This window comes from Streptomyces sp. NPDC107454, assembly GCF_055582885.1.
Map to the genome: position 1 here is coordinate 258,934 of NZ_JBVJPA010000013.1, position 25,835 is coordinate 284,768.

Here is a 25,835-nt window from a genome sequence, read left to right on the forward strand (position 1 = left end):
GCCGTGACGGCACAGGATCCGCGCCGCGGACTGGATCCGGTCCGGGTGGCGGAGGTGATGGTGCGCCCCCTCGCGGGGCGGGGCCCCGGACGGCGCGGTTCCGGCTACCGGGTGGGTCCCTGGTGGGTGCTCACCGCCGCACACGTCGTCCGTGACGCGAGAACGGGAGCCACCGACGTACGGTTCGAGGCCGACCGCGCCGACGAGTGGACCGTGGCCGCGCGGGTGGTACTGGCCTCGGAGAAGGCCGACGTGGCGCTCCTGGAACTGGACGGATCCGCGCCGCACGGCGTCCACGCGGCCGTGACCGAACCCCCCTCGTACGGGGCCGTGCCCGACGCGGACCTCGTCCTGCCGTGCAGCGCGATGGGCTTCCCCCGGTTCAAGCTGCGCGAGGACCGGATGCGACGGCTCGACGACGGCTCGGCGTCCCAGTACCGCGACTCCTGCCACGCGACGGGCATGACCTCGGTGCTGTCCAACCGCCGCGAGGGCACACTCGAACTCGCCGTCACCCCGCCCGAGTCGGACGCCGAGCCGGACCGGTCGCCCTGGGAGGGCATGTCGGGCGCGGCTGTCTGGCACGACGACGCGATCATCGGCCTGGTCAGCGCGCACCACCGCTCGGACGGTCTCGGCCGCCTCGCCGCCGTCCGCGTGAACCGCTGGTACGAACTGCTGACCAGGTCCGAACTGGCCCTGCTGCACGAGTGCGCCGGCCTGCCCGCGTCGGCATCCGAGCTGCCCCGCGTCCCGTCCGCACCGACCGCCGCCGCGGGCCCGGTCACCCTGACCGACCTGCGCGACGACCTGCCGCTGCGCGAACTCGACGGCCTGGTGGGCGCGTTGACGGCACTGCCAACGGTGAGCGACCGCACCACCCTGGCCCTGGTCCTGAACAGCATCAACCCGGCCGTCGCGGCCATGAGTCCGAGGACACCGGCGCTGCGACCGGACGTGTTCGGAATCCTGCGGACCTGCCTGCGCTACCCGGGGACCTTGGACCAACTCCTCGAAGCGATACGGTTGATGGAGGGCGACTCCGCCGGGGTGGCCCGCATGGACAAAGAGGCGGTGGAGTTGTCCCGGCGCCACCGTCGAGCCGGTGAGAGCCGCTGACCTGATATCGCGCCGCCCCGCGGGTGCGGGGTTTCATCCTGGGCAGGGCGGGCCATTATCAGGGGGATGTGAGCAGCCCGCATCCACAAATGCAGCCGGGGGGAAGGGGTTTGGCCGTCATGGAGCCGTCTGTGGCCGCCGTCGAGTCCAGCCTGGTCGATCTCGCGGGGGTATCTCTTGAAACGCTGCGCTCCATTGACAGCCGGGTCCTCGCCTCGTCGCTGGAGGAACTGCAGCGAAGAATCGACCACCAGATGGCCAGCGTCAGCGGAATCGACGGCGGTGCCGAACGTTTCGACTGACACCGCCGGGGTCGCTCGTGAGTGCTGAGCCGTCCCTGCCGCATCATCGCCTGCCGCCGGACAGCCTGGCCGAACTCGTCCGTGGTGAGGGTGGCCCGGCCACCCTCACCTCTTTGCTCGGGGCCGAACGCAGCCGCCGCCTGCTGCTGCTGAGGATGCTCGACGACGCCACGGATCTCGGCCCCGCGTGGAACCTCCTCAGCCAGGCGCAGCAACGCGCGCCCGCCCTTGTCGACGACCTGCTCATGTATCCGCAGACGGGCATGTGGCTGGCCACCGCGCTGCACCGGCTGCGGGGGACGGCGTCCGGGACGGAGCCGCCGCTATGGGTGGTGCTCGGCCACTTCTCGGCGCTCGCTGCGGCGGCAGCGCTACGCGCGGAGCTGGACTTCGGCATCGAGGTGCCGGCGCGGCACGGCCGGGTGCCGTTACCGGCCCTGGGCTGTGCGGTGCTGCCCACGACCGAACCATGGACGACGGCCACCGTGCGGGCCGAGGCCGGGCGCGCCGTGGTGCAAGCGTCCGGGGCCGAGGTCGTGATACCGCTCCCGTTCGGTTCGGCGGGAGCGGGGTGGCATCCGGTGCGCCGGCTGACGGTCGGCCCGGCAGGCCGGCGGCTCGAGATCGCGCTGGACGACGTGGATCCGTACCGGACGTATCCGCAGCCGACCGAGCCGCGTCCCCTGTCCGAGGAGGCCGCCGCGCACTGGCGGCAACTGCTGGAGCGGGCCTGGGCGGTGTTGCTGGGAGAGCAGACACGCACGGCGGAGGCCATGCGGCGGAGCGTGTTCTCACTGACACCGACAGCGGCCAGGGAAAGGTTTCGGCCACGCAGTGTGACAGCCGGCGAGGCCTTCGGGGGCATCGAGGCCTCGGAACCGGACGACGCCATCGAACTGGCCGTCACCCTCGTGCACGAGTTCCAGCACACCAAACTGGGCGGACTGCTCCACCTGACGCCGCTGCTTACGGACAGCTCCGACGGCGGTACGCAGCTGTGGTACGCGCCTTGGCGGGACGATCCCCGGCCTCTTGAGGGGCTGCTGCAAGGTATTTACGCGTTTGTGGGGATCACCCGCTTCTGGCGCGCGCACCGCACGGCCGCGGCCGCGCAGACCGCCATGGCGCAGTTCGAGTTCGCGCTGTGGCGGACCCATGTGGCAGCGGCGATGGAGCAGATCCACCGGCATCCGCGCTTCACCCCGCTCGGCACTGCCCTGCTGGACACACTGCGCGACCACTGCGCGCAGTGGCTGGCGGAGCCGGTTCCCGAGGAGCAACGGGCCCTGGCCCGGTTGTGCACCGACGACCACGTCGCACGCTGGCGGGCACACCATCTGCGGCCCGCCGCGCCCGCGGTCGACGCGGCCGTACGCGCCTGGCTGGACGGGGCGAGCGGCCCGCCCGGTGCCCTGGCGGCCGAGCCCGAGGTCGTGCCCGATCCCTCGGCACGCTGGCTGGACAGCCTGGCGATGCTCGTCCGCTACCGCCTCGACGACACGGACGACGACCGGCCCTCGCCCGACTGGCCCGAGAAGGCCGCGGCCCGCGTCACCGGCGCGGTGACCGCAGACGCTCTGCTGGCCGCGGGCGACGCCGCGGCGGCCCGGCACGCCTACCTGGCGGACCTGGCCGTGGAGCCCGACCGGGCCGGAGCCTGGGCCGGCCTCGGCCGTGCCCTCGCCGTGGCGGACACCGAACCGACGGCGGCCCACCTGCTGTGCCACCACCCCGAACGGGCGCGAGCGGTGCACCGCTCCCTGCGGCAGGTCACAGACACCCCGCCGGACCCGATCCGCCTCGCCACCTGGCTCGGCTCACCCCCGGTCTGACCGGGACGGATCACATCGGCATCGGGTCGATGTCGCAGTCGGTCCGCTTCCTGGCCCGTGCCTGCACGGTCGCCGGGTGGGGAGCGGACTCGGCGGACCTGAGGCGGGGCCCGTCCAGGACCCTCTCCATACGGGCCAGGGTGTCCGCGCGCAGCGCCTCGCCCGCCGCCTCCTCCCCGAGGATGACGAGGTCCAGGGAGAGGTTCGCCGCACCCACCAACGTGGTCGGATGGTCCTCACCCAGCCGCGCCCGGCACAACGCCACGGTCTTCTCGCCGAGTTCGCGGGCTTCCTCCACCCGCCCCAGCGCACTCAGATCGCTCGCCAGGTTGATGGCACAGGCCAGCACGATCGGATGGTTCTCCCCGAGGCGCCCGGTCAGTGACTCCAGCGCCGCCTCGTCGAGTTGCCTGGCCTCCTGCGCCCGTCCCAGCAGCCGCAGCGTCACCGCCAGGTCGACATCGGCCGCCAGGACGTGAGGGTGGTCGCCCTGGTAGATGGTGCGGAAGCGTTCGCTGGCCTTCTCGCCGCGGTCCCTGGCGGCCTCCAGCTGACCGTTCTGCCGCAACGCCACCGAGAGGGCGAGCGCGGCGGTCAGGGACTCCGGGTGCGTGTCGCCGTAACGGCGGGTGAACTGGTCGAACGTGTCGCGTGCCAGTTCCAGCGCGGTGACGTGGTCGCCCTCCTTGCGGCAGGCCTCGCTCAGCTGCCGCACGGTCCGCAGAGTCGTGGGGTTACCGGCTCCGAAGGCAGCCCGGTAACCGTCGACGACCGCCTGCTGCAGCGACCGCGCGCCCACGTAGTCACCCGTCTCACGCACGTCGACGGCGACGCTCGCCTCGGTCACCAGTGCCTGCTGGTGATCGCGGCCGAACAGCCGTGTCTTCATCGCGTGCGTGTGCCGGTCCAGTTCCAGCGCGCGCTGGAAGTCGCCGACCAGCCGGAGACTCACCCCGAGGTTGTGAGCGGTGACCAGCGTGGTGGGGTCGTCCTCGCCGAAGGCGCGCCGGGCACGCTCGTAGGCCATCTCGTCCAGTTCGGCACCGGCACCGAAGTCCCCCTGGTGGCGGCGCACCGCGGCTTCGAGGTTCAGCGCCACCAGCGCGTCCTCGCGCGTGTCCTCCTGGTTCGCGGGCGCGGTGCGGTCGTAGACGTCCCTGAGCTGGGCCACGAGCCGGGAGGCGTCGTCGTAGCGCCCCACCATCAGGTAGAGGAAGCCGAGCCACCAACCCATCAGGAGCGTCTGCTGATCCTCCTCCCCGAACAGCCGCTGCCACACCTCCCAGGCCTGCTCCGAGAACTCCCGGGCGACCTTGTGATCCCCCCAGTACCAGAGGTACTTGGCGACGTTCATCACGAGCTCGCGGACCCACGGCTGGTCGGACTCGACGGCGCCCGACGCGATGACATGGCCGTAGAGCTCGGCGTAGCGCGGCCAGTTGGCCGACTGGTTGGGCCCCTTGGGGTCGGAGGCGGCCAGCAGGGTGTGGGCCCCATTGCGCATGCGGTTCTGTTCCTCGGGGGTCATGCGGTTGATCAGCACGGCCTGCACCAGGCGGTGCATCTCGATCGAGTTGGTCCGGTGGTCGATGCGGGCGAGGGAGTAGCGGTTGATCTCCCGGATGGCGCGGGCGAGCCGCATCGGGTCGTTGAGGGCCCGGTCGAGTTCGGGGTCGATGCTGGAACCGCCGAGGCCGGAGAAGATCGAACGGGAGATGGGGTCCGGCGCGAAGTACGAGCAGAGCTGGAGCAGCCGCAGCGCGGCGAGGCTGCGCGTCTCCAAGTGGTCCAGAGAGACGTTCCACGCGGCCGCGACCGGAAGCTGGTAGTCCGGCGGCGGTGACACCTCAAGGAGTTCACTGCGCTTGTCCTCGAACAGGCGCAGGTACTCCGATACCGGCATCCCCGTCTCCGCACGCCAGGCGGCGGCCTGTTCCAGCGCGAGCGGGAGGTCCCCGAGGGCATCGGCGAGGCGGTCCGCCTCGGCGTCGTCGAGGTCCCCGGGGGAACCCGAACGCCGCAGCAGCTCCTTGCTCTCCTCCCGGGTGAAGACATCGACCTCCAGGGAGGGACCCACGACGCTCCAGCGCCGGTTGCGGGAGGTGACGAGGATGGTGCCGCTGCCGCCGGTGGGGAAGTAGTCGCGGACGCGCTCGGGACTGTCGGCGTTGTCGAAGATCAGCAGCCAGCGCGAGTACGGCCGCCCCTCGCGCAGCGCCTCGCGCACCGCGGGTCCGGCGATGTTGGCCTCGGCGCTGGTGCCCAGGCCGAGCCGCTGGGCGAGCTCCACCAGCGCCTGGCCGATCTGCCCGGGGCGCTCGGCGGGGATCCACCAGACGACGTCGTACTCGGACTGGTGCCGGTAGGCGTACTCGATCGCCATCTGGGTCTTGCCGACGCCACCCATGCCGTGGATGGCCTCGGGCAGCACGGTGGTCGTGCCTTCCCGCAGGCGCTCTCGCAGTCGTTCCAGAAGGTCCACGCGGCCGGTGAAGTTCGGATTGCGCGGGGGGATGTTCCCCCAGATGCGCGGCTGCGTCGAGCGCGCGCTCTCCACCGCGGGCTGCTGCGTGGTCGCCATGGTCGTGGCTCCTTCTGAAGTTGTCTCGGGCCCCCTCGGGGCGTGTGCGGCATCCCGGTGGGCCCGGGTGGTGGGGTCCTGGTGCCGCGTATGGGTACGTGCGTCCTTGCCCAGGTTGACCGTGTTCTGCAGGTCGTACGCGCTCAGTGCCCGCGCGAGACGCTCGGCCTGGGGCAGGAAGCGCCCGGACAGGGCGCGCAGCGCGGCCAGTTCGATGCGCAGGAACGCCACGTTCCGCGGGGTCACGGGTGGCACGTCGGTCGTCTCGAGGAGTTCGTCCGCGGCGGGCAGGACCGGGTCGGAGCCCTCCGGAACCGCCATCAGCACCCGTACGTCGTGCAGCACCCGAACGGTGTCCCGGCGGCGGGCCAGCGCCAATAACTCCTGGCGGATGTTCGGGCCGAAGGCGAAGACCACGTCGGCCGCGCGTTCGGCCTCCGCGCCCGCGGGCCGCACCAGACCGCTCATCAGCAGCTCGGTGAGGTGGGCGGGTCCGGCACCGGGCACGGACGCCGTCAGGGCGCTCATGACGGGCAACGCCAAAGGAGCCGCCGCAAGTCGAGTGGCCAGCGCGAACGCGGTGGGCGAGGCGGCGGCCCGGAACTCCGAGACGCGCTCCCACGGGGGTACGGCGCTGGCGGGGTCGGGCACGTCGTCGACCCAGGGCACGGCACGCGCGGCGTCCGGCCGCCGCTTCCAGTCGCGGGCTCGCACGCCCGACATCTCCACGCCGTCCGCGGCCCGGCCCGTCACCAGGTCGACCCAGCCGGTGAGGGAGTGACCGGTCCGCTCCAGGACCGGGACGGGCACCACGCCGGCCCGTGCCGCCGTGTCGTCTTCCACCGGTTCCAGGGGTGAGGTGCGCAGCTCCCAGCCCAGGGAGTCGTTGGGCGCCCACGGGTGCCCGGAGCGCAGACGCATGCGGTAGACGTCCAAGCCGGTACGGAACCAGAGCCGTTGGGGCAGCAGGTGCATGACCGCGAGGGGCTCGGAGCGGCCGAGTTCGCGCAGCAGCGGCAGCACCGCGTCCGAACGCCAGCCTGCGGCCAGCCCGTCGGTCAGCACCAGCACCACCCGGTGTTCACCCACGGGCGGGGGCAGGTGCTCCAGCCGGATCCGGCCCGGCTCGGTGTCGTCCGAACTCAGCAGCCGTAAGCGGGTGACCGGGCCGAGCGCCTCCTGGCGGGCGAGTTCGTCGGCCAGTCGGGCGACCGTCTCGTCCCAGACCCGCATGGTCACGTAGTCGTCGACCACGAGCAGTACGTCCGGCAGTACGTCGGGGCGGTCCGCGGAAGAAGCCCGCCCGAGGCCACGCAGGGCGTGCGACACCACGTCGAGTGACGCGTCGTCGGACGCCGATGCCGATGCGGATACCGATGCCGATGCGGATGGTGGTCGTGGACCGTCGTCACACTGCATAAGCGCCCTCAGAGCGTCCGGTCATGCCCGACGACGGAGGGAGCACCGAGGAGGAGTCCCGCAGTCCGCGGGCATGCGTGACATCCACGTGCCAAGCCTGGCAGTGGTCTGCTTGCGGTGCAACATGGCAGGCCACAGGAGACGGTAGAAGGGTCCGAAACTCAATCGCCGGGTGGTACTTGCCCCCTGGGGACAGCCGGTGGCGCTGTCTCGTCATTAGCCTGACAGTCGGCGCTGACGTGTGCAAGACCATGCGGCATCCGCCTCCGCGCGCCGGTCGGAGGCCCCTTCCGGGCCATGGGCGCATGATGACCTACACCGGTCCGGGCGGACTCGGCTTGCGCTCGGGGTCGTCGAGCAGAATGGCCAGATGGCGACCCACGTGCAGGTCCCACGCCCCGGGGCCGAGGGCCAGCGCGTCCTTGCGCCACTCCCCGACCCGTTCCGCCAGGCTGCCCAGCCCCCGGTCCTGGAGTATCTCGCCGATGGCGTCCTTGAACTTCGGGTCCCCGCAGTCGTTGCGGTGCCAGATCATCGCGGGCACCCCGGCCCGCAGCCCGGCGAGGACCTCGCGGCGGCCGGTGCCCGACTCGTCGCCCGGGGGCTGGCTGAGCACCAGGCACACCGCGTGCCGGTCCTCCTTCAGCTCACGCTCCAGATGGAAGAAGTACGCCTCGTCCTCCGCCGGGCTGCTCCAGTGCGGGTGGCTGTCCGCCGGACGCTCCCGCAGCTGCCGCCACTTGTGGTGCCAGGGCCGGTGCCAGGCGGCCCGCTGCAGGCGCTCGATGCTGCGCACCACCACCGGATAGTCCATGACCAGCGGGGTCGGGGCCTCGGAGCCGGACTCCTTCGACCACCACTCGACGGGCTCGTTGAGCAGCTCCCAGGGCAGGATGAACTCCAGGATCACCGGCTGCCGCAGGTCGGCCCACTTCTCCTCGGCCTCCTCTATCAGCCGCTCCACCGCGCCCGGGAGCTCCTCCCGGCCCAGGTGGACGGTCTCGCCGCGCACGGGATGCCAGCCCTCGGAGTCGGACTGGCGCCAGTGCGAGAGGTAGTACCGGTCCGGCTCGATGCGGTCCGGCTCGAACTGGATCATCAGATACGCGGGGACGAGGGAGGGCGCGGGCTGGGGAAAGTCCGAGTGCTGCCAGTCCGCCAGCAGGCCCTCCATGCCGAGGGCGAGGGTCTGGGTGCGGTTGAAGCGGCGCAGTACCTCGGCGGCCTCCGACTGGCCGTCCTCCATCAGCCGATCGGCCGACAGCGCCAGGAAGGCCATGCTGGGCGGGAGTTCACCGGCCGGGGAGTTCTCGCCCGCCAGCCGCAGGAAGACCTGCCACCCCGTCTGGCACCACCCGGGCAGCTCCTGGACCCGGGAGCGGCTCGCTCGGCGCGCCATGACGGCCAGATCCGTGGAGCCCATCGCCAGCAGGACGGGCCGCAGGTGCCCGAGATCGGCGTTGTTGAAGAAGTCGACGGCCTCCCACTCGTCCACGAGCGGCCACAGCTCGGCAACCGTCGCCGACTGCTGTTCCACGTACTCCAGGGACCGGACCAGGCAGGCCAGGCCGTCACCGACGGCGGTGCATCCCTTCACCACCTGTAACAGCCACGGCCGCAGCCGGTCCCCGCCGAAAGGTTCCACGGGCGCGGCCAGTTCACCGGCCAGCAGATCCCGCCAGACCTCGCGGCTGCTCCCCTGGCTCACCGTGGCCGACCCCTGCAACGCGTCCACGATCGAGACAATGAGCTCGTTGCGGACCCGATCCGGACTGCGCCCTCTCACCCCGTTACCTCCACACAGCTGGCGCGGCACCCTGATGGTGCCCAACAGGGTAAGGCCGTAAAGCGGGGCACGGCAGGGAAAACCACGGGCATCACCGCGGGATGCCCGTGCTGTTTGCGCTGTTGGAGCCCCCTGTCGGATGCCAACCGACGGCCTTCGCTTTACAGGTTCCCCCCAACAGCCCAACGACCAGGGGCGATGCCGTCCGGCCTGGCCCGCGGGGTGCGCGGCTGGTTGCCCCGATACGCCGATGCGCACGGATGTCGCGCTCACAGCCTGCCGTCACGCCGTGGGGCTTCGGAGCTGCGGTTCGGCCCGGCGGAACGCCGACCGGCGCGCTCTGCGGGTTCTCGCCCGAGCCCCCGTGGTCCCCCATGGGGTCAGGGACGGTAGTGGTCGGTCATGGTGGGCGAAGAGCTGTGCACTGAGCGGGCGTTGTAGGAGACCCTGTCGTTGTACGCCTGCACCCGCCGCGCCTGCTCGATCAGGCGACCGTCGACGTTCTCCGTGTTGCCGTTTCTTCGGCGCAGGAGCACGAAGAGCAGGACCAGTACCGCTGCCACCAACAGACCGAACAGCACGCCGAGCTCGACCACAGACGCCCCCGAGTAAGTATGTGGCGCTCCAGGATAACGACCAGCCTGAGAGGTGCCTAGGTATCTTCCGGGCGCCCACCGGCCGCCCCAGCCCCCAGCGGGTCTCCCTACGTCATGCCTCGCGCCGGCGCCGTGCGCGGGCCTTGATGAGGTGGGGAAAGTTCGGAACGGTCACCAGAGGGACGTGTGGGCTCTCGTCCGACCTGCCGTCACGCGCCGGGGCGAGCAGCAACGTCGACCGGCAGCAGTCGGCTGGTGAAGCCCTCGGCGCACAGCCGCTCGTAAGCAGCCAGGATGACGTCCGGGACATCCTGTTCGATGGCCAGACCCCGGTCGGGGAACACGAGCACCCGTTGCAGGGCGCCCACGATCATGTCGATCACCATGTGGGCATCCCCGATTGAGTCGGCGTACTCCTCCAAGCCCATCGGCGTGGACGCACACACCACCTCGACCTCAGGCCAGAGCTTTCGCAGCATGGCGTATGAGCGTCGCTCCTCATACGGCTTGCTCACGAGCAGGACGGACGAGACCCTGATGCCGGCCTCGGCAAGCACCGCTTTGGCGAACTCGATGTTCTCGCCGGTGTTCGTAGCGCGCGGCTCCAGCAACACGGCGGAATCGGGCACTCCGAGCCGCAACGCCCGCTCGCGGTAATGGACGGCCTCGCCACGCGGCATGCGCGCCCGGGTCGTGGGGCTGGTGGCCCCGGTGAACACGATGACCGGCGCCATGCCCTGGTGGTACAGATCCGCTGTCACGTCAGCCACACCGAGGTCGTGGCTGCCCAGACCGACGGCCACCGAGCAGGGCCGAGCGTCGTGGTGCATACGGTGGTGGTCCCACAGCAGTCGGGCGTCCGCCCATGCCTGTGCCGAGATCATGCCTGCTCCTCCGTGTCGTGTGCTGAATCCGGGACCTTGAAGTCGTACTCCCACGCGAAGCGACAAGCTGAGCGGATACCCACCACGAACTCGGCCACCGGCGGCAAGGAGCTGTACCTCGACACGCCCCAGGACCGGCGAGCGAGGGTGATCCCCCCTCCCGCTGATGTGCGTGGCGCCGCTCCGGTGGCAGGGTCCGCGGCAAGCCGCCCGTCGGGGCACCGCCGGCAAGGACTGGCACGACGGTGATCACGTCTTCACGACACGCAGTGGTAGGCCGATCGAGCCACGGAATCTGTACCGGCCATGGGCCACATCGATCGCCTGCTCAAACGGCGCCGTTGAGCGGGGCTGCCGTCAAGAACTGCCGTCAGCGCCCCCACGATCTTTGCTCGTGAGGGCGTTGTCCCAGGCAGTTCACGGAGCCCCCTGTCGGATTCGAACCGACGACCTTCGCTTTACAAGAGCGGCGCTCTGACCAGCTGAGCTAAGGAGGCCTGCACGCGTGTGCCCGTGCAGTGTACCCAGGTCCCAGCCGCGCCCTCTCGAAAATTTCCGCGAAGTTCACAGGCCCCTGGCTACTGACAGACCAGGTGAACGCCAGGTACCGTCCTGAGCCAGTTCACTCTTGTGGACTACACCACCGCGAAGGCTTCGCGGTGGACACCACCTTTACAACGGATCGTCCGGCACGTTCCTGCCGGTGAAGGGGGCCCCTCACCATGGCCACTGTCTCGTTCGACAAGGCAACCCGGATCTACCCGGGTTCCGAGAAGCCCGCCGTCGATGCTCTGGAGATCGACATCGAGGACGGCGAGTTCCTCGTCCTCGTCGGTCCCTCCGGCTGCGGCAAGTCCACCTCGCTCCGCATGCTCGCGGGGCTCGAGGACGTGAACGCCGGCGCCATCCGCATCGGTGACCGCGACGTCACGCACCTGCCGCCCAAGGACCGGGACATCGCCATGGTGTTCCAGAACTACGCGCTCTACCCGCACATGACGGTCGCCGACAACATGGGCTTCGCGCTCAAGATCGCCGGTGTCCCGAAGGCCGAGATCCGCCAGAAGGTGGAGGACGCGGCGAAGATCCTCGACCTCACGGACTACCTCGCCCGCAAGCCGAAGGCCCTCTCCGGCGGTCAGCGCCAGCGTGTCGCGATGGGCCGCGCCATCGTGCGTGAGCCCCAGGTCTTCCTCATGGACGAGCCGCTGTCGAACCTCGACGCCAAGCTCCGCGTCTCGACCCGTACGCAGATCGCCTCGCTGCAGCGCCGCCTCGGCATCACCACCGTGTACGTCACCCACGACCAGGTCGAGGCCATGACCATGGGCGACCGTGTGGCCGTGCTCAAGGACGGTCTGCTCCAGCAGGTCGACTCGCCGCGCAACATGTACGACCGCCCCGCGAACCTGTTCGTCGCCGGGTTCATCGGCTCCCCCGCCATGAACCTCGTCGAGGTCCCGATCACGGACGGCGGCGTGAAGTTCGGCAACTCCGTCGTGCCGGTGAACCGCGAGGCCCTGAAGGCCGCCGCGGACAAGGGCGACCGCACCGTCACGGTCGGCGTCCGCCCGGAGCACTTCGACATCGTCGAGCACAACGGCGAAGCCGCCAAGTCGCTGACCAAGGACACCGCGGACGCCCCGGCCGGCCTCGCCGTCTCGGTGAACGTCGTCGAGGAGCTCGGCGCCGACGGTTACGTCTACGGCAGCGCCAAGGTCGACGACAAGCTCACGGACCTGGTCGTCCGCGTCAGCGGCCGCGCGGTCCCGGACAAGGGCGCCACGCTGCACGTCGTGCCGCGGCCGGGCGAGACCCACGTGTTCTCGACCTCCACGGGCGAGCGCCTCTCCGACTGATCGCCCTGATCACCGCGAAAAGCAAGCCGGGGGGACGAAACCCGCGCCGCGGACGAATTCACCCAAGTTGACGAAGAGGGCCCCACAGCCTGCTGTGGGGCCCTCTTCGTTGTCGACAAATACCCCGGCAAGCCGGTCATTTCGATCCCTGTACGTCAACTCGCCACCCAGCGAAAGCCGTTCCCCTATCCCCCGAACTGATTACTAAATGTCGCCAAATCATCACCCCGCGCTACCCTCACTCGCGTGAAGCACTCCACCACTAACCAACGGACCCGGCGTGGCCGTGGCCCCGCGCGCCGGATCGGTCGCACCCTCGCCCTCGTTCTGCCTGTCGTCCTGGTGCTTTCCGGGACCCTCGCGGTCACCCGAGTCAACTGGTCGGGGAACTCCTCGGACTCGGTGCTCACCGCCGCCTCCTCCTCGGACGTCTCCTCGCGTGCCGTCTCCCGTGCCCCGCAGGACGTGCTGCGCGACCGGCTCCTGCTGGAGCTCCAGGAGGAGAACCCGGGCATCGCCCTCACCCACCTCCAGGAGGCCGTGAACGGCCGCCCGTCGCTCGCCAAGCACTGTGTCTCCATCGCCCGCGCCCTCGGCCGCGCCGCGGTCCGCGCGTACGGCCCGACGCGCGCCCAGGCGTTCGCGCGCCCTGTCTGCGACACGTCCTTCGCATCGGGGGTCGCGGCCACGCATCTCTGAGCCCCACCGACCCCACCTGTTCTGTCAGGTAACAGCTGCCTCAGGTAACAGCTGCCTAAGGGAACGGTTGCCGACAGAAGCCGTGAGCGGGGCGCCACGTACAGTTCGGGCATGACCCATCCGAACGCCGCGTCACGCCCCGTTCAAGCCGTTGTCCTGGCCGGTGGTCAGGGCTCCCGACTGCGTCCCTACACCGACGACCGGCCCAAGCCGATGGTCGAGATCCCCGGCACCGGGACCCCGATCATCGGTCACCAGCTGACCTGGCTCGCCGAGGAGGGCGTCACCGACGTCGTCGTCTCGTGCGGCCACCTCGCCGAGGTCCTCCAGAAGTGGCTGGACTCGGCCGACCTCCCGGTCAACATCACGACGGTCGTCGAGACGGAACCGCTCGGCCGGGGCGGCGGCCTGAAGTACGCCGCCGCGCACCTCCCCCACCCGGACAAGCCCTGGTACGCGACGAACGGCGACATCTGGACCCGTTTCTCGCTGCGGGACATGGCGGACTTCCACACCGAGCGCGACGCCGTCGCGACGCTCGCCCTCGCCCGCCCGCGCATCCCGTGGGGCGCCGTCAAGACCGACGGCTTCGGACGCGTCACGGACTTCATCGAGTCCCCGCCGACCACGTACGAGATCAACGCGGGCGTCTACGTCTTCTCCGCCGAGTTCGCCGAACTGCTCCCCGAGCGCGGCGACCACGAGCGCACCACGTTCCCGCACCTGGCCCGCGAACGCCGCCTGGCCGGCTTCCCGCTCCCGCAGGGCGCCTACTGGCGCGCCATCGACACGGCGAAGGACCTCACGGAGGCGGCGAAGGAACTCGCGGCCCTGGGACGCTGAGAGCCCCTTTCCGGCCGTACGAGGGCCGAGAGCCCCTTTCCCGCCGTACGAGGACGGGCCCCGCACATCAGATGTGCGGGGCCCGTCCTCGTACGGCCAGGGGGCGTGACGCGTTACCCGAGGAGACCGCCGACCAGCTTGTCCGAGCCGCCGGAGGTGCCGCCACCGCCACCGCCACCGCTCGAACCACCGGAGGAGGTGCCGCCGGCCGAACCGCTGCCACCGGTGCTGGAGCTGCCGCCGCTGGACGTCGGGCCCGCGCTGGTGCTCGGGGCCTGGTGGACCGGCGAGGACTGCTGGGGCGGGGCCTGGCCGGTGCCCTGGGTCTGGCTGGGGCCGCTGGTGACCGTGCCGCCCGTCTCACGGACCGTGGCGCCCGGCGTGGTGGCCGCGCCCGACGGCGAGGAGGAGCTGCCGTGGGTGGGCGCCTTGGCCGAGGCCGAGGGAGTGGTGGTCCTGTGCTGGGGCGTGCCGGGCTCGTCGGGAAGCGGGGAACCGGGCAGTTCGTTGCGCGGGGCCTCGCCCGGTCCCGGCACGACCACCCGGTCGGCGTCACGGACGGCGCCGCCGAGGAGCGAGCCGATGAGGAGCGTGAGGCCGACGACGACGGCCGAGACGAGCGCGCCGCGGCGCAGCACCCGGTGCCGCAGGTCCCAGATGTCGGCGCGGGGCCCGAGCGTGCGCCAGGCCTCGCTCGCGAGGCGTCCGTCGACGGAGTAGACGGGCGCGCCCGCGATGATCAGCGGCGACCAGGCGGCGAGGTAGATGATGTCCGGCGCGTCGTACGCGGGGACCGTCTTCCAGCTGACGGTGACGATGAGCGCGGCCGACAGCATCGCGCCGACCACGGCGGCGACCCGCTGCCACAGCCCGAGCACCGTGAGGACGCCCACGATGACCTGGAGGAAGGCGATGACGAGTCCGGAGCCGACGGGGTGCTGGAGCGCGAACTGACGCAGCGGCTCGGCGACGTCCCAAGGGTGCAGCGTGTTCAGCCACTTGACCATGGAACCGCGCTTGCCGCCGTCGAAGTAGACGGGGTCGCAGAGCTTGCCCATGCCGGCGTAGATGGAGATGAAGCCGAGGAAGACGCGGAGCGGGAGCAGCACCACGCCGAGGTTCATCCGGCGCCCGGGGTAGTAGGCGTGCCGGACCGGGTCCGAGGCGTGCCGCCTGGCCGGTGTGCCGCCGCCGTCGTCGTCGGGGTCCTCCGCCGCGAACTGCCCGCCCGTGTAGCGCGGTTCGTCGTACGCGCTGTCCACGCTGCGCATGTTCGGCAGCAGCCGGGTCCCCGCGGAGTCGTGGTCGTGGCCGCGCTGGCTGCCGACGAGGGGCGTCTCGACCGTGTCGACGGTCAAGTCGCCCGCATAGCCCTGGTGTTCGTCGAGGCGGGGGATGACCTGGGTGGCGCCGCCGTCGCCCGTCGGGTCCGCGGCGCCGTGGCGCACGCTGGTGCTGCGCACGGCCTGCAGCAGGCGGTGGGCGCCGGTGTCGTCGGGGTCGGACCGCCCGCTCCAGACGACGGGTGCGCGACGGCGGGCCCCGGCGGCCGGGCCGCCCGCTCTGCCCGCCGTACCGACGCCGGGGATCCGCGCGGTGTCGTCGGCGCTCAAGTGCCGTGCGACGCGCCAGGATGGGGGCCGCGTCGCGCCGCCTAGCTGCACGCGGAAGCTCGCATGATTGACGATGACCTGCGCCGGATCGCTCGGCACCTTCACCATGCTCAGCGCGGGAGCGTCGTCGAATCCCGACGAGCGGTCCCCCGTGGGTGTGCGGGGTGTTCTGGTGTCCACACTCATCTAACCGAGTGATGTGTGTTTAGGACACTGCCTTGACTGCGCCGATCTGTCCGGACCGCGTCAAGGTCATCCCGAACATCCCGATGGCCCCACGGGGGTGACTCACTCAGACGTCTGCTCAAACGCCTGTTCAGATATCCGTTCGGACGCCTGCTCAGACGCGCCGGCGCGAGGCCTCGTACAGCACGACTCCCGCCGCGACACCGGCGTTCAGCGACTCGGTGCCGCCCGGCATCGGAATCCGCACCCGGAAGTCGCAGGTCTCGCCGACCAGTCGGGACAGACCCTTGCCCTCGCTGCCGACGACGATGACGACGGGACCGCCGAGGGCCTCCAGATCACCGACCTCGACCTCGCCGTCCGCGGCGAGTCCGACGACGACGAGACCGGCCTTCTTGTACGACTCGAGGGCCCGCGTCAGGTTGGCGGCTCGGGCGACGGGCGTACGGGCGGCGGCACCGGCCGACGTCTTCCAGGCACCGGCGGTCATGCCGGCCGCGCGCCGCTCGGGCACGACGACGCCGTGGCCGCCGAAGGCCGAGACGGAACGGACGACGGCACCCAGGTTCCGGGGGTCGGTCACACCGTCGAGGGCGACGATCAGCGGGTCCTGGCCCTCGTCGTACGCGGCGGCGGCGAGGTCCTCGGGGTGCGCGTACTCGTACGGCGGGACCTGGAGGACGAGACCCTGGTGGTTGAGCCCGTTGGTCATGCGGTCGAGCTCGGGGCGCGGGGCCTCCATGAGGTGGATGCCGCCGCGCTCACCGGCGAGCTGGAGCGCCTCGCGCACCCGCTCGTCGTTGTCGATGAACTGCTGCACGTACAGCATCGAAGCGGGCACGCCCTCGCGCAGCGCCTCCACGACCGAGTTGCGTCCGACGACCATCTCGGAGGTGCCCTTGCCGCCGCGCCCGCGCGGGGTGGCGGGGCGGCGCGCGATCTGCTTCGCCTTGGCGCCCGCGATGCGGTTCTTCTTGTGCCCCTTGCGCATCTCGGCGGGCGGGGTGGGGCCCTTGCCTTCCAGGCCCCGGCGTCGCTGGCCGCCACTGCCGACCTGCGCGCCCTTCTTGCCGGACATGCGGCGGTTGTTAGCGGCCATGACCTACCTGTCTGTGTGAGGCGAGCGTGCGTACGTTCTTGAGGTGTCGTATATGCAGTGTGCCGCCCGGAGGCCCGGGCGGCACAATCGATCAAGGCCCAGGGGCTCCGAGGAGGCCCTGGGAAAGCCCCCGAGGGGGCCCGCTCAGCGGGGGCCGAGCGTCCAGCGCGGTCCCTGCGGGCCGTCCTCGATGACCAGACCGGACTGGTTGAGCTGGTCGCGGATGGCGTCCGCGGTGGCCCAGTCCTTGCGGGTGCGGGCGGCCTCGCGCTGGTCGAGGACCATCCGGACCAGGGTGTCGACGACGCCGTGCAGGTCCTCACCGCGGTCGCCCTCGCCGGCCCACTTCTCGTCGAGCGGGTCGAGCCCGAGGACGCCGAGCATGGCCCGCACCTCGGCGAGGCGGGCGACGGCGGCTTCCTTGTCGTCGGCGGCCAGGGCCGAATTCCCCTGTCGCACGGTCGTGTGCACGATGGCGAGCGCCTGCGGGACGCCCAGGTCGTCGTCCATGGCCTCGGCGAAGGCGGGCGGCACCTCGGCGGCGGGCTCGACGACGCCCCCCGCCTTCTCGACGACGCGCTGCACGAAGCCCTCGATGCGCGCGAACGCCGATTCGGCCTCGCGCAGGGCCTCTTCGCTGTACTCGATCATCGAGCGGTAGTGCGGGGTGCCGAGGTAGTAGCGCAGCACGATCGGACGCCACGTCTTGACCATCTCGGAGACGAGTACGGAGTTGCCCAGGGACTTGGACATCTTCTCGCCGCTCATGGTGACCCAGGCGTTGTGCACCCAGTACTTCGCGAACTCGTCGCCGAAGGCCTTGGCCTGCGCGATCTCGTTCTCGTGGTGCGGGAAGATCAGGTCGATCCCGCCGCCGTGGATGTCGAAGGCGGTGCCCAGGTACTTGTGGGCCATGGCGGAGCACTCGAGGTGCCAGCCGGGCCGGCCCCGTCCCCACGGCGTCTCCCAGCTCGGCTCGCCCGGCTTCGCGGTCTTCCACATGGCGAAGTCGCGCGGGTCCCGCTTGCCGGTCTCGCCGACACCGGACGGCTGCTGGAGGTTGTCCAGCTCCTGGTTGGACAACTGGAGGTACCCGGGGAAGGACCGCACGTCGAAGTAGACGTTCCCGTCCGCCTCGTACGCGTGTCCGCGCTCGATGAGCCCGCGCATCATCTCCACCATCTCGGTGATGTGCCCGGTGGCCCGCGGCTCGTAGGTGGGCGGCAGGCAGCCGAGCGCGGCGTACCCGTCGTTGAACGCGCGCTCGTTCTCGTACCCGATCGACCACCAAGGGCGGCCCTGGTCCGCCGACTTGGTGATGATCTTGTCGTCGATGTCGGTCACGTTGCGGATGAACGTGACGTCGTACCCGCGGTACTCGAACCAGCGGCGCATGATGTCGAAGTTGAGGCCCGAGCGGATGTGCCCGATGTGCGGTGCGGCCTGCACGGTGGCGCCACACAGGTAGATCGAGACACAACCCGGCTTGAGCGGGGAGAAGTCACGGATCTGCCGGGCGCTGGTGTCGTACAGGCGAATGGTCACCACTCCAGGGTAGTGGGCCACGGGGAGTGCCCCGCGACCTTCCCTCGCAAGGAGGACTTATTCGTGACATCTGCGGGCGGCCGTCGCCCTCTCGACATCACCGGCACCACCGGCACCGGGGCCGACGCGTACCGGGAGCGGGGCCGAGGCCGACGCGCGTACCGGGGGCGGGGCCGACGCGCGTCAGGGCGTGCGGGCCACCAGGGCCGTGGCGATCGCCATCAGACCCTCGTCGCGGCCCGGGAAGCCGAGGCCGTCCGTCGTGGCGCCGGAGACCGACACCGGTGCCCCGACCGCCTCGGAGAGGATCTTCTGCGCCTCGTCCCGTCGTTTCCCGATCTTCGGGCGGGGCCCGACGACCTGGACGGCGACGTTGCCGATGGTGAAGCCCGCCGCGCGGACGATCCGCGCGGCCTCCGTCAGCAGCGTGACCCCGGACGCGCCGGACCACTCGGGGCGCCCGGTCCCGAAGTGGGCGCCGAGGTCACCGATCCCCGCCGCCGAGAACAGCGCGTTGCAGGCGGCGTGCGCGACGACGTCCGCGTCGGAGTGTCCCGCGAGCCCCGGCCCCTCGCCCTCCCAGAGCAGCCCGGCGCACCACAGCTCCCGCCCCTCTTCGAAGGCGTGGATGTCGGTACCGATCCCGACCTGCGGCAGCACCACGGGCACCGGCGTGGGTGACTCGGAAGCCTCAGAAGCCATCGTTTGCCCTCCTGCGCGCGAGGACCGCCTCCGCCAGGACGAGGTCCAGGGGACGCGTCACCTTGAACGCCTCCTCGTGACCCGGCACGACCACCACCCGCTCCCCGAGCTGCTCGACCATGCTCGCGTCGTCCGTCACGTTGTCGGTGACGGTCTCGTGGGCGCGGACGAGGGTGGCGCGGTCGAACCCCTGCGGCGTCTGCACGGCGCGCAGCCGCGCCCGCTCGGGCGTGGCGACGACGGGCTCCGGCGTCCCCGGCTCGCTCGCCGGCTCGACCTGCTTGACGGTGTCCGCGAGCGGCAGCGCGGGTACGACGGCGGGCGCGCCGTCGCGTACGGCCTCGATCACGGCGTCGACCGTGTCCACCGGCACGAGCGGGCGGGCCGCGTCGTGCACGAGGACGATGTCGACGCCGGGGGGCAGCGCGTCGAGCCCGTACTTCACGGACTCCTGGCGGCTGTCCCCGCCGGGGACGACGAGGAAGTCGGTCCGCTCGGGCAGCGCGTGCGTGTCGAGCAGCGCCTTCACCTCGGCGGCACCGTCGGGCGGGGCCACGACGACGACCAGCGACACCGCGCGGGAGGCGGCCATGGCGCGCACCGCGTGGATGAGCATGGGGGTCCCGTTCAGCGCGCGAAGCGCCTTGGGGGCGCCCGGACCGAGGCGCACGCCCCGTCCGGCGGCCGGAATCACGGCCGCCGTGCGGCCTCCGGACAGCGAGGAGCGCGAATCGTCAGACATCGGTTCCTGTCAGGTTTGTGTACTCGGCGTGCTTGGGTATGGCCTGGGCGTGCCCCTTGCTCGAGCGAAGCCGAGAGCTCGGGGCAGTGCCGGGCGCGAGCCCTGACCGGACCCTTCCGTGACATCCGGTCGAGCAAGCTGTCCGGGCCCGGCACGCCAAGTATCGGGGACGCGGGTATCGACGCGGCACCGGGGACGCAGGCGCATGGAACACAGGTGTACTCCATGGGACACAGGTGCATTCCATGGGACGCAGGCGAATTCGGGGCCACACGTTTCCGAAATCGCGCGGGTACGAACATGCCGCAGCGCCCGGCGACAGCCATCGTGTGGAGCGACAGCAATTACGTCATCGGGCACCGCGGCATTTCATTGCGCAGCCGTGCGGCCTTGTGTGGACGCCGGGACGACCGCCGGGTGAGCGGCCACCGTCTCGACTGTCTGCGTCAGGACGCGAGAACCTCGTCGAGCAGGGCCTCGGCCTTGTCCTCGTTGGTGTTCTCCGCGAGGGCGAGCTCGCTCACCAGGATCTGGCGGGCCTTGGCGAGCATGCGCTTCTCTCCGGCGGAGAGTCCGCGTTCGCGCTCACGACGCCACAGGTCACGCACGACTTCCGCGACCTTGATGACATCGCCGGAGGCGAGCTTCTCCAGATTTGCCTTGTAACGACGAGACCAGTTCGTGGGCTCCTCGGCGTACGGCGCGCGCAGCACCTCGAAGACCCGGTCCAGCCCATCCTGACCGACCACATCACGCACGCCGACGAACTCCGCATTGTCCGCTGGCACACGCACCGTCAGGTCGCCCTGGGCGACCTTCAGCACCAAGTAGGTCTTGTCCACGCCTTTGATCTGGCGAGTTTCGATGGCCTCGATCAGCGCGGCCCCGTGATGGGGATAGACCACGGTGTCGCCAACCTTGAACGTCATGTGACAGGTACCCCTTCCGTGGCTATCCAGGGTAACACGGAAACGGCGTCTTCTGAATGGCGTTTTCGCAGGTCAGGGCATATCTCGGGGCTTGACAACCGCGACACGAACGTGCTGCGAAGGGGGAGCGGAAGAGGGTATTCGCAGGTGGGAGCGGCTGTTCAGGGCAAGAGAAACGCGTACGTTACACACACCGGACGTTCCTGACCAGGGTCTGAACATCCCGGTTTGTCCCGCTCCAGGAGCATGACTTCCGCTACTCCGTTCGGTGAGCGGAGTCGGGTACGAGACGAATCCGGAATTGATCACGGACCGCGCCGATCTACCGATGATCAATTTTCCGGACCGCCATGGATTCCTTACCGGAAAACCCCAAGCGGATCTCGTCGCTACTCTCGCGGCAACTCGTACGGGCACTTATGTGAATGGCGGACGAACAGAAGCTCAAAGTAGCTGATGAGGCGGACCGGAACCACTCGAGGACCGGGGCGCACGAGCGGCGCAACGGGGCTCGCGGGCGCCAAGGGGCGGGTCGGGTGCGGCGGCGTGGGAACGGCTCGGTAACCTAAGGCCGCTGACAGACCCTTAGGGCGGCTTTACACCGGAGCCGCTCTGCTTCGCCCACGTTCAAGGAGTTGCCGCCGCCGTGAGCAGCAGCCTTCGACGCGGCGCTCTTGCCGCCGCCGCCATTGCGTTCTCGATCGCCTCGCTCGCCGCATGCGGCGCCGGCAACAACGCACAGACGCTGGAGGTCAAGCCGGACAACGCGGCGACCAGCGTCGGCGACATCAAGATCCAGAACGCCCTCGTCATCACCCAGCCCGACACGACGTCCACCGGCCCGGCGGTGGTCTCCGCGACCGTCTTCAACAACGGCCGCACCCCGCAGACCCTCGACTCGGTCAAGATCGGCGGCGACGGCGTCGCCCAGATCACGCCCGCCAAGGGCGGCGGCAAGCTGACCATCCCCGCCGGCGGCCACGTCACCCTGGGCGGCGAGGGCAACGCCTCCGCGGCCCTCAGCAACCCCGGCGCGGCCGTCAAGGACGGCAACGCCCAGCCGATCACCTTCACCTTCAGCAAGACCGGTGACGTGAAGCTGCGCGCGTTCGTCGTCCCGGCCGAGAGCTACTTCACCAAGTGGGGCCCCACCACCATCCCCGCGGCGCCCGGCGCCACGGCCACCGGCTCCACGAGCTCCTCGAAGTCGCCGAAGGCCTCGAAGTCGCCGAATGCCTCGACCTCGCCGTCCGACTCCGTCTCGGGCACGCCCGGCGACGCGGCCTCGGCGAGCGCGACGGCCACGGCCACCGCGACGGCCTCCTCGTCGGCCGGCCACTGATCCAGCACGCACGAAGGGCGGTACCCCGAAGGGTGCCGCCCTTTGTCGCACGTCCCGCCCTTTGTCCTACGGGTGGGTCGCGTCGTACGTACCGCCGTGAGACGGGTTCGGTTTACGGCTCAAACTTGTAGCCGAGGCCACGCACCGTGACCAGGTACCGCGGCGCGCCCGGGTCAGGCTCGATCTTGGCGCGCAGACGCTTCACGTGGACGTCCAGCGTCTTGGTGTCGCCCACGTAGTCGGCCCCCCACACCCGGTCGATGAGCTGCATACGGGTCAGCACGCGGCCCGCGTTCCTGAGCAGCATCTCCAGGAGGTCGAACTCCTTCAGGGGCAGGTCGACCTTGGAGCCGGAGACGGTCACCACGTGGCGGTCGACGTCCATCCGGACGGGTCCCGCCTCGAGAGCGGCCGGGGTGACCTCCTCCGGCTCCCCGCGGCGACGCAGGACGGCCCGGATACGGGCGACCAGTTCGCGGGAGGAGAAAGGCTTGGTGACGTAGTCGTCGGCTCCTATTTCCAGCCCGACGACCTTGTCGATCTCGCTGTCCTTGGCGGTGACCATGATCACCGGGACGTTGGAGCGGCCGCGCAGCTGGCGGCAGACCTCCGTGCCGGGCAGCCCCGGCAGCATCAGGTCGAGGAGGACGAGGTCGGCGCCGTTGCGCTCGAACTCGTCGAGTCCGTCGGGCCCGGTGGTCGCGATGGCGACCTCGAAGCCCTCCTTGCGGAGCATGTACGACAGGGCGTCGGAGAAGGACTCCTCGTCCTCGACGACGAGCACACGGGTCACGGAAGGACCTCCGGAGCGGGAAGCGGTTCATACGGGGATGTGACGGTGGTCGTCCCGTCGGGCTGCCCGTTCTCGTCCTCATCGTCGAGTCCGGGCATGTCGTGGTCGATCCCGCGGTCGCGGGCCGCGGCCGCCTCAGGCAGCCGCAGGGTGAACGTGGAGCCCTGACCCTCGGAGCTCCACACGGTGACCTCCCCGCCGTGCGAGGCGGCCACGTGCTTGACGATCGCGAGACCGAGACCCGTACCGCCGGTCTGGCGGGAACGGGCCGGGTCGACGCGGTAGAAGCGCTCGAAGACGCGCTCCCGGTCCTTCTCCGAGATGCCGATGCCCTGGTCGGTCACGGCGATCTCGATGAGGTCTCCGCCGGGCGCGGTCACCCGGCGCGCGGCTATGCCCACCCGGGTGCGGGCGGGCGAGTAGTTGACGGCGTTCTCGACGAGGTTGCCGAGGGCGGCGGCCAGCTGGCCCCGGTTCCCCCAGATACTCAGGTCGGCCGTGCCGCCGGCGGCCATGGTGATCTGCTTGGTGCCGGCCTGGTGGCGGCACCGGTCGATGGCCTCGGCGACCAGCTCGTCCACGCGGACCGGCTCGGCGTCCTCGAGGGGATCGTCGTTCTGCACCCTCGACAGGTCGATGAGCTCCTGGACGAGGTTGGTGAGCCGGGTGGCCTCTATCTGCATACGTCCGGCGAAGCGCTCGACGGCCTCCGGATCGTCCGAGGCGTCCATGACGGCCTCGGAGAGGAGGGAGAGCGCGCCGACGGGCGTCTTGAGCTCGTGGCTGACGTTCGCGACGAAGTCGCGCCGTACCGCTTCGATCCGCCGGGCCTCGGTGAGGTCCTCGACGAGGAGCAGCACGAGCCGGGAGCCCAGCGGGGCGACTCTCGCGGAGACGGCCAGGGCCTCCCCCCGTCCGGTCCCCCGCCTCGGCAGATCCAGCTCGACCTGGCGTATTTCCCCGTCGCGACGGGTGTCGCGGGCCATCTGCATCATCGGCTCGACGGCGAGTTTGCCGCCGCGCACCAGCCCGAGGGCGTACGCGGCTGAGCTGGCCTTGACCACGGCGTCGGCCTCGTCGAGGACGACGGCCGAGGACCGGAGCACGGAGAGCACCGTGTCGACGCCCGGCGGAAGCACCGGGTCCGTGTGCAGGGATGTGCGGGTGGGGCGTTTCTGGTCGCGCTCGCTCCAGCGGAACGCCAGCATGGCGATGACACCGGTGAGCACTCCGGCGATCGCTGCCGCTGCGGCGACCGCCGCGTTCACGTCCATGCTCCCAGGTTAGGCATGTCGTCACGCCGACCCACAGCCATCGGAGTGCGACCTCGAACACTCGTCGCCCAGAGTTCACCCAGGAGCCAGGGATGGTTCATTTGGGGTGACGGAAACGGACGCGTACGGGCCGGAACGTGGGAGCGTGGGGTTCACGGGGCCCGTCCGGCGGTCCGTCCGGCGGTCAGGGCAGCCCGGCCCCCGGGCCCCAAGCTGACGTAAGAGAGGGACAAACCAGATGCGTGACGCGTACCACGAGGAACTTGACTCGATCGGCGACGGCCTGGTCGACATGGCCCGGCTCGTCGGATCGGCGATCGGGCGCGCCACGACGGCCATCCTCGACGCCGACCTGAAGCTCGCCGAGAGCGTGATCGCGGCCGACCAGAAGGTCGACGATCTCCAGCACGAGCTCGAAGCCCGCGCGATAGCCCTGCTGGCCCGCCAGCAGCCGGTGGCGACGGACCTGCGGATCGTCGTCACCTCGCTCCGCATGTCCGCCGACCTGGAGCGCTCCGGCGACCTGGCCCAGCACGTGGCGAAGCTGGCCCGGCTGCGCTTCCCCGAGCGTGCGATCCCCCACGACCTGCACGCCACGATCCTGGAGATGGGCCAGCTCGCGCAGCGCCTGATGGCGAAGGCGGCCGAGGTGATCATCACGAAGGACGTCGACCTGGCGCTCCAGCTGGAGCAGGACGACGACGAGATGGACCTGCTGCACCGCACGCTCTTCCAGCACCTGCTGGACGACCGCTGGAAGCACGGCATCGAGACCGCCGTCGACGTCACCCTTCTTGGCCGTTACTACGAGCGCTTCGCCGACCACGCGGTGTCGGTGGCCAAGCGCGTGGTGTACCTGGTGACGGGTGAGCACGCGGACGAGCTCCAGCCCGACATTCAGCCGGTCACGGGGGCCGAGGGCGTCTGAGGTCCGGGAGCGCCCGGGGCTGCCGTCTCACTCCGGGGGCGCGGGCGAGCCTCAGTGCGCCGTTGATGCGCCCAGGGGAGCGGGCATGCAATGGGGGTAGGCATTCGCGCCTACGCCCAGGCGTACCGGCGTAGGCACCCGGCCTCGATGCCTCATTGAGGCCGCATTGAGGAGGACACCATGGCCGATTCTCCCGCCACGCCCGACCCGACCCTGGACCGCGACACCGACCAGCCCGCCGACATCAAAAGCCTCCCGCTGTTCGGCGCCTGCGGCTGCGGCTCCGGCTGCGGGTGCGGCTGCCAGTCGGGCAACCCGTGCCAGTGCGGCTGATCGCATAGCCCCACCCAGAGGGGCCCCGTCACCACGACGGGGCCCCTTCTGCATGCGTGTCACCAGACCGGGCTGGACCGGGGCCCCGCCAGGACCCATGGCACTGGTCGCAACGGAGGACCGTCACGCAGGGCCGTTGCGGAGGGCCGTCACGGAGGGTTGGCCGCCATACGGCAGGCCCCGTTCGCGGCGCCGCCCGGCGTACCGGCCTGGGTCAGGGCGCTCACACAGCCCCGCAGGTCACCGTGCACACCCTGCGTGCACGCCGTTCTGACGGCGTCTGAGACTTGGACGCCCGTTTGTTGGACCATGTTCGTGCAGGCCGGGATGTCCGCGTGGGCGGCGGGGGCGGCGAAGGCCACGCCGCCGAGTGTGAGGGTCACACCGGTGAGGACACCGGCGATACGGACCGCCGTGTGCATGGGAGGC

The 25,835-nt window shown here is 70.6% G+C and carries 22 protein-coding genes and 1 tRNA gene; 9 read left to right on the top strand and 14 right to left on the bottom strand.

Annotation, left to right across the window (positions count from 1 at the left end; translation table 11 throughout):
- Positions 1-3: 3 nt before the first annotated feature.
- From ACZ69M_RS32215 to ACZ69M_RS32225, 3 genes are all read left to right on the top strand, one after another.
- Positions 4-1,119, top strand: a complete 1,116-nt coding sequence (locus ACZ69M_RS32215; RefSeq protein WP_470055356.1) for an effector-associated domain 2-containing protein — start codon at positions 4-6, stop codon at positions 1,117-1,119.
- Between the two features lie 131 nt (positions 1,120-1,250).
- A complete protein-coding gene (locus tag ACZ69M_RS32220; RefSeq protein ID WP_470055358.1) occupies positions 1,251-1,421 on the top strand; it encodes a hypothetical protein in 171 nt (56 codons plus the stop codon).
- Positions 1,422-1,438: 17 nt separating this feature from the next.
- Positions 1,439-3,253 carry an HEXXH motif domain-containing protein gene (locus tag ACZ69M_RS32225; protein WP_470055360.1) on the top strand — a complete coding sequence of 605 codons (1,815 nt, stop codon included), beginning with the start codon at positions 1,439-1,441 and terminating at the stop codon, positions 3,251-3,253.
- Between the two features lie 10 nt (positions 3,254-3,263).
- On the opposite strand, the gene fxsT is transcribed toward ACZ69M_RS32225, so the two are convergent.
- The 5 genes from fxsT to ACZ69M_RS32250 form a co-directional block, all read right to left on the bottom strand.
- On the bottom strand, positions 3,264-7,163 hold the full coding sequence (gene fxsT / locus ACZ69M_RS32230; RefSeq protein ID WP_470055361.1) for an FxSxx-COOH system tetratricopeptide repeat protein: 3,900 nt from the start codon (positions 7,161-7,163) through the stop codon (positions 3,264-3,266).
- 403 nt (positions 7,164-7,566) lie between these two features.
- Positions 7,567-8,988 (bottom strand): VMAP-C domain-containing protein, encoded by a 1,422-nt coding sequence (locus tag ACZ69M_RS32235; RefSeq protein WP_470055363.1) that lies wholly within the window; start codon positions 8,986-8,988, stop codon positions 7,567-7,569.
- A gap of 431 nt (positions 8,989-9,419) precedes the next feature.
- Positions 9,420-9,635 carry a hypothetical protein gene (locus ACZ69M_RS32240; protein ID WP_470055365.1) on the bottom strand — a complete coding sequence of 72 codons (216 nt, stop codon included), beginning with the start codon at positions 9,633-9,635 and terminating at the stop codon, positions 9,420-9,422.
- A gap of 209 nt (positions 9,636-9,844) precedes the next feature.
- Positions 9,845-10,519: a YdcF family protein gene (locus tag ACZ69M_RS32245; RefSeq protein WP_470055367.1), complete on the bottom strand. Its 675-nt coding sequence runs from the start codon at positions 10,517-10,519 to the stop codon at positions 9,845-9,847.
- 423 nt (positions 10,520-10,942) lie between these two features.
- Positions 10,943-11,016: transfer RNA gene (locus ACZ69M_RS32250), tRNA-Thr, on the bottom strand.
- Positions 11,017-11,241: 225 nt separating this feature from the next.
- Between ACZ69M_RS32250 and ACZ69M_RS32255 the strand changes: the two genes are divergently transcribed.
- The 3 genes from ACZ69M_RS32255 to ACZ69M_RS32265 all read left to right on the top strand — a co-directional run bounded on the left by ACZ69M_RS32255 (position 11,242) and on the right by ACZ69M_RS32265 (position 13,920).
- Positions 11,242-12,378, top strand: a complete 1,137-nt coding sequence (locus ACZ69M_RS32255; RefSeq protein WP_352044051.1) for an ABC transporter ATP-binding protein — start codon at positions 11,242-11,244, stop codon at positions 12,376-12,378.
- A gap of 246 nt (positions 12,379-12,624) precedes the next feature.
- A complete protein-coding gene (locus ACZ69M_RS32260; protein ID WP_470055369.1) occupies positions 12,625-13,077 on the top strand; it encodes a hypothetical protein in 453 nt (150 codons plus the stop codon).
- Positions 13,078-13,188: 111 nt separating this feature from the next.
- A complete protein-coding gene (locus tag ACZ69M_RS32265; RefSeq protein ID WP_392928385.1) occupies positions 13,189-13,920 on the top strand; it encodes a nucleotidyltransferase family protein in 732 nt (243 codons plus the stop codon).
- A 113-nt stretch (positions 13,921-14,033) separates the two neighbouring features.
- Here ACZ69M_RS32265 and ACZ69M_RS32270 read toward each other — a convergent pair whose 3' ends face one another.
- The 6 genes from ACZ69M_RS32270 to ACZ69M_RS32295 form a co-directional block, all read right to left on the bottom strand.
- Positions 14,034-15,719, bottom strand: coding sequence for a DoxX family protein (locus tag ACZ69M_RS32270; protein WP_470055371.1), 1,686 nt, complete (start codon positions 15,717-15,719; stop codon positions 14,034-14,036).
- A gap of 154 nt (positions 15,720-15,873) precedes the next feature.
- On the bottom strand, positions 15,874-16,818 hold the full coding sequence (gene rlmB, locus ACZ69M_RS32275; protein ID WP_181650868.1) for a 23S rRNA (guanosine(2251)-2'-O)-methyltransferase RlmB: 945 nt from the start codon (positions 16,816-16,818) through the stop codon (positions 15,874-15,876).
- 144 nt (positions 16,819-16,962) lie between these two features.
- Entirely contained in the window at positions 16,963-18,363 is a 1,401-nt protein-coding gene (gene cysS / locus ACZ69M_RS32280; RefSeq protein ID WP_470055373.1) for a cysteine--tRNA ligase, read from the bottom strand.
- Between the two features lie 183 nt (positions 18,364-18,546).
- On the bottom strand, positions 18,547-19,065 hold the full coding sequence (ispF, locus tag ACZ69M_RS32285; protein WP_470055375.1) for a 2-C-methyl-D-erythritol 2,4-cyclodiphosphate synthase: 519 nt from the start codon (positions 19,063-19,065) through the stop codon (positions 18,547-18,549).
- Positions 19,055-19,807: a 2-C-methyl-D-erythritol 4-phosphate cytidylyltransferase gene (gene ispD, locus ACZ69M_RS32290; RefSeq protein ID WP_470055377.1), complete on the bottom strand. Its 753-nt coding sequence runs from the start codon at positions 19,805-19,807 to the stop codon at positions 19,055-19,057. The genes ispF and ispD overlap by 11 nt, the downstream gene beginning before the upstream one ends.
- A 446-nt stretch (positions 19,808-20,253) precedes the next feature.
- Positions 20,254-20,736: a CarD family transcriptional regulator gene (locus ACZ69M_RS32295; RefSeq protein WP_003953493.1), complete on the bottom strand. Its 483-nt coding sequence runs from the start codon at positions 20,734-20,736 to the stop codon at positions 20,254-20,256.
- Between the two features lie 646 nt (positions 20,737-21,382).
- Here ACZ69M_RS32295 and ACZ69M_RS32300 point away from each other — a divergent pair.
- Positions 21,383-22,078, top strand: coding sequence for a copper chaperone PCu(A)C domain-containing protein (locus tag ACZ69M_RS32300; protein ID WP_470055379.1), 696 nt, complete (start codon positions 21,383-21,385; stop codon positions 22,076-22,078).
- A 112-nt stretch (positions 22,079-22,190) separates the two neighbouring features.
- On the opposite strand, the gene phoP is transcribed toward ACZ69M_RS32300, so the two are convergent.
- A complete protein-coding gene (gene phoP, locus ACZ69M_RS32305; RefSeq protein WP_010985401.1) occupies positions 22,191-22,862 on the bottom strand; it encodes a two-component system response regulator PhoP in 672 nt (223 codons plus the stop codon).
- A gap of 5 nt (positions 22,863-22,867) precedes the next feature.
- Positions 22,868-24,145: a two-component system sensor histidine kinase PhoR gene (gene phoR, locus ACZ69M_RS32310; RefSeq protein WP_054232435.1), complete on the bottom strand. Its 1,278-nt coding sequence runs from the start codon at positions 24,143-24,145 to the stop codon at positions 22,868-22,870.
- Between the two features lie 238 nt (positions 24,146-24,383).
- Here phoR and phoU point away from each other — a divergent pair, with 238 nt between their 5' ends.
- Together phoU and ACZ69M_RS32320 are read left to right on the top strand one after the other, a co-directional pair.
- On the top strand, positions 24,384-25,073 hold the full coding sequence (gene phoU, locus ACZ69M_RS32315) for a phosphate signaling complex protein PhoU (RefSeq protein ID WP_054232434.1): 690 nt from the start codon (positions 24,384-24,386) through the stop codon (positions 25,071-25,073).
- Positions 25,074-25,253: 180 nt separating this feature from the next.
- A complete protein-coding gene (locus ACZ69M_RS32320) occupies positions 25,254-25,406 on the top strand; it encodes a hypothetical protein (protein ID WP_167552125.1) in 153 nt (50 codons plus the stop codon).
- Between the two features lie 149 nt (positions 25,407-25,555).
- Here ACZ69M_RS32320 and ACZ69M_RS32325 read toward each other — a convergent pair whose 3' ends face one another.
- On the bottom strand, positions 25,556-25,828 hold the full coding sequence (locus tag ACZ69M_RS32325) for a hypothetical protein (protein WP_470055382.1): 273 nt from the start codon (positions 25,826-25,828) through the stop codon (positions 25,556-25,558).
- Between the last annotated feature and the right edge of the window lie 7 nt (positions 25,829-25,835).

What these genes read in the sequence shown, in the direction of transcription:
- ACZ69M_RS32245 (WP_470055367.1), bottom strand. Translation starts at nt 10,519, where the DNA reads ATGATCTCGGCACAGGCATGGGCGGACGCCCGACTGCTGTGGGACCAC.
- ACZ69M_RS32255 (WP_352044051.1), top strand. Translation starts at nt 11,242, where the DNA reads ATGGCCACTGTCTCGTTCGACAAGGCAACCCGGATCTACCCGGGTTCC.
- ACZ69M_RS32265 (WP_392928385.1), top strand. Translation starts at nt 13,189, where the DNA reads ATGACCCATCCGAACGCCGCGTCACGCCCCGTTCAAGCCGTTGTCCTG.
- ACZ69M_RS32270 (WP_470055371.1), bottom strand. Translation starts at nt 15,719, where the DNA reads ATGAGTGTGGACACCAGAACACCCCGCACACCCACGGGGGACCGCTCG.
- rlmB (WP_181650868.1), bottom strand. Translation starts at nt 16,818, where the DNA reads ATGGCCGCTAACAACCGCCGCATGTCCGGCAAGAAGGGCGCGCAGGTC.
- ispF (WP_470055375.1), bottom strand. Translation starts at nt 19,065, where the DNA reads ATGGCTTCTGAGGCTTCCGAGTCACCCACGCCGGTGCCCGTGGTGCTG.
- ispD (WP_470055377.1), bottom strand. Translation starts at nt 19,807, where the DNA reads ATGTCTGACGATTCGCGCTCCTCGCTGTCCGGAGGCCGCACGGCGGCC.
- ACZ69M_RS32295 (WP_003953493.1), bottom strand. Translation starts at nt 20,736, where the DNA reads ATGACGTTCAAGGTTGGCGACACCGTGGTCTATCCCCATCACGGGGCC.
- phoR (WP_054232435.1), bottom strand. Translation starts at nt 24,145, where the DNA reads ATGGACGTGAACGCGGCGGTCGCCGCAGCGGCAGCGATCGCCGGAGTG.
- phoU (WP_054232434.1), top strand. Translation starts at nt 24,384, where the DNA reads ATGCGTGACGCGTACCACGAGGAACTTGACTCGATCGGCGACGGCCTG.
- ACZ69M_RS32320 (WP_167552125.1), top strand. Translation starts at nt 25,254, where the DNA reads ATGGCCGATTCTCCCGCCACGCCCGACCCGACCCTGGACCGCGACACC.
- ACZ69M_RS32325 (WP_470055382.1), bottom strand. Translation starts at nt 25,828, where the DNA reads ATGCACACGGCGGTCCGTATCGCCGGTGTCCTCACCGGTGTGACCCTC.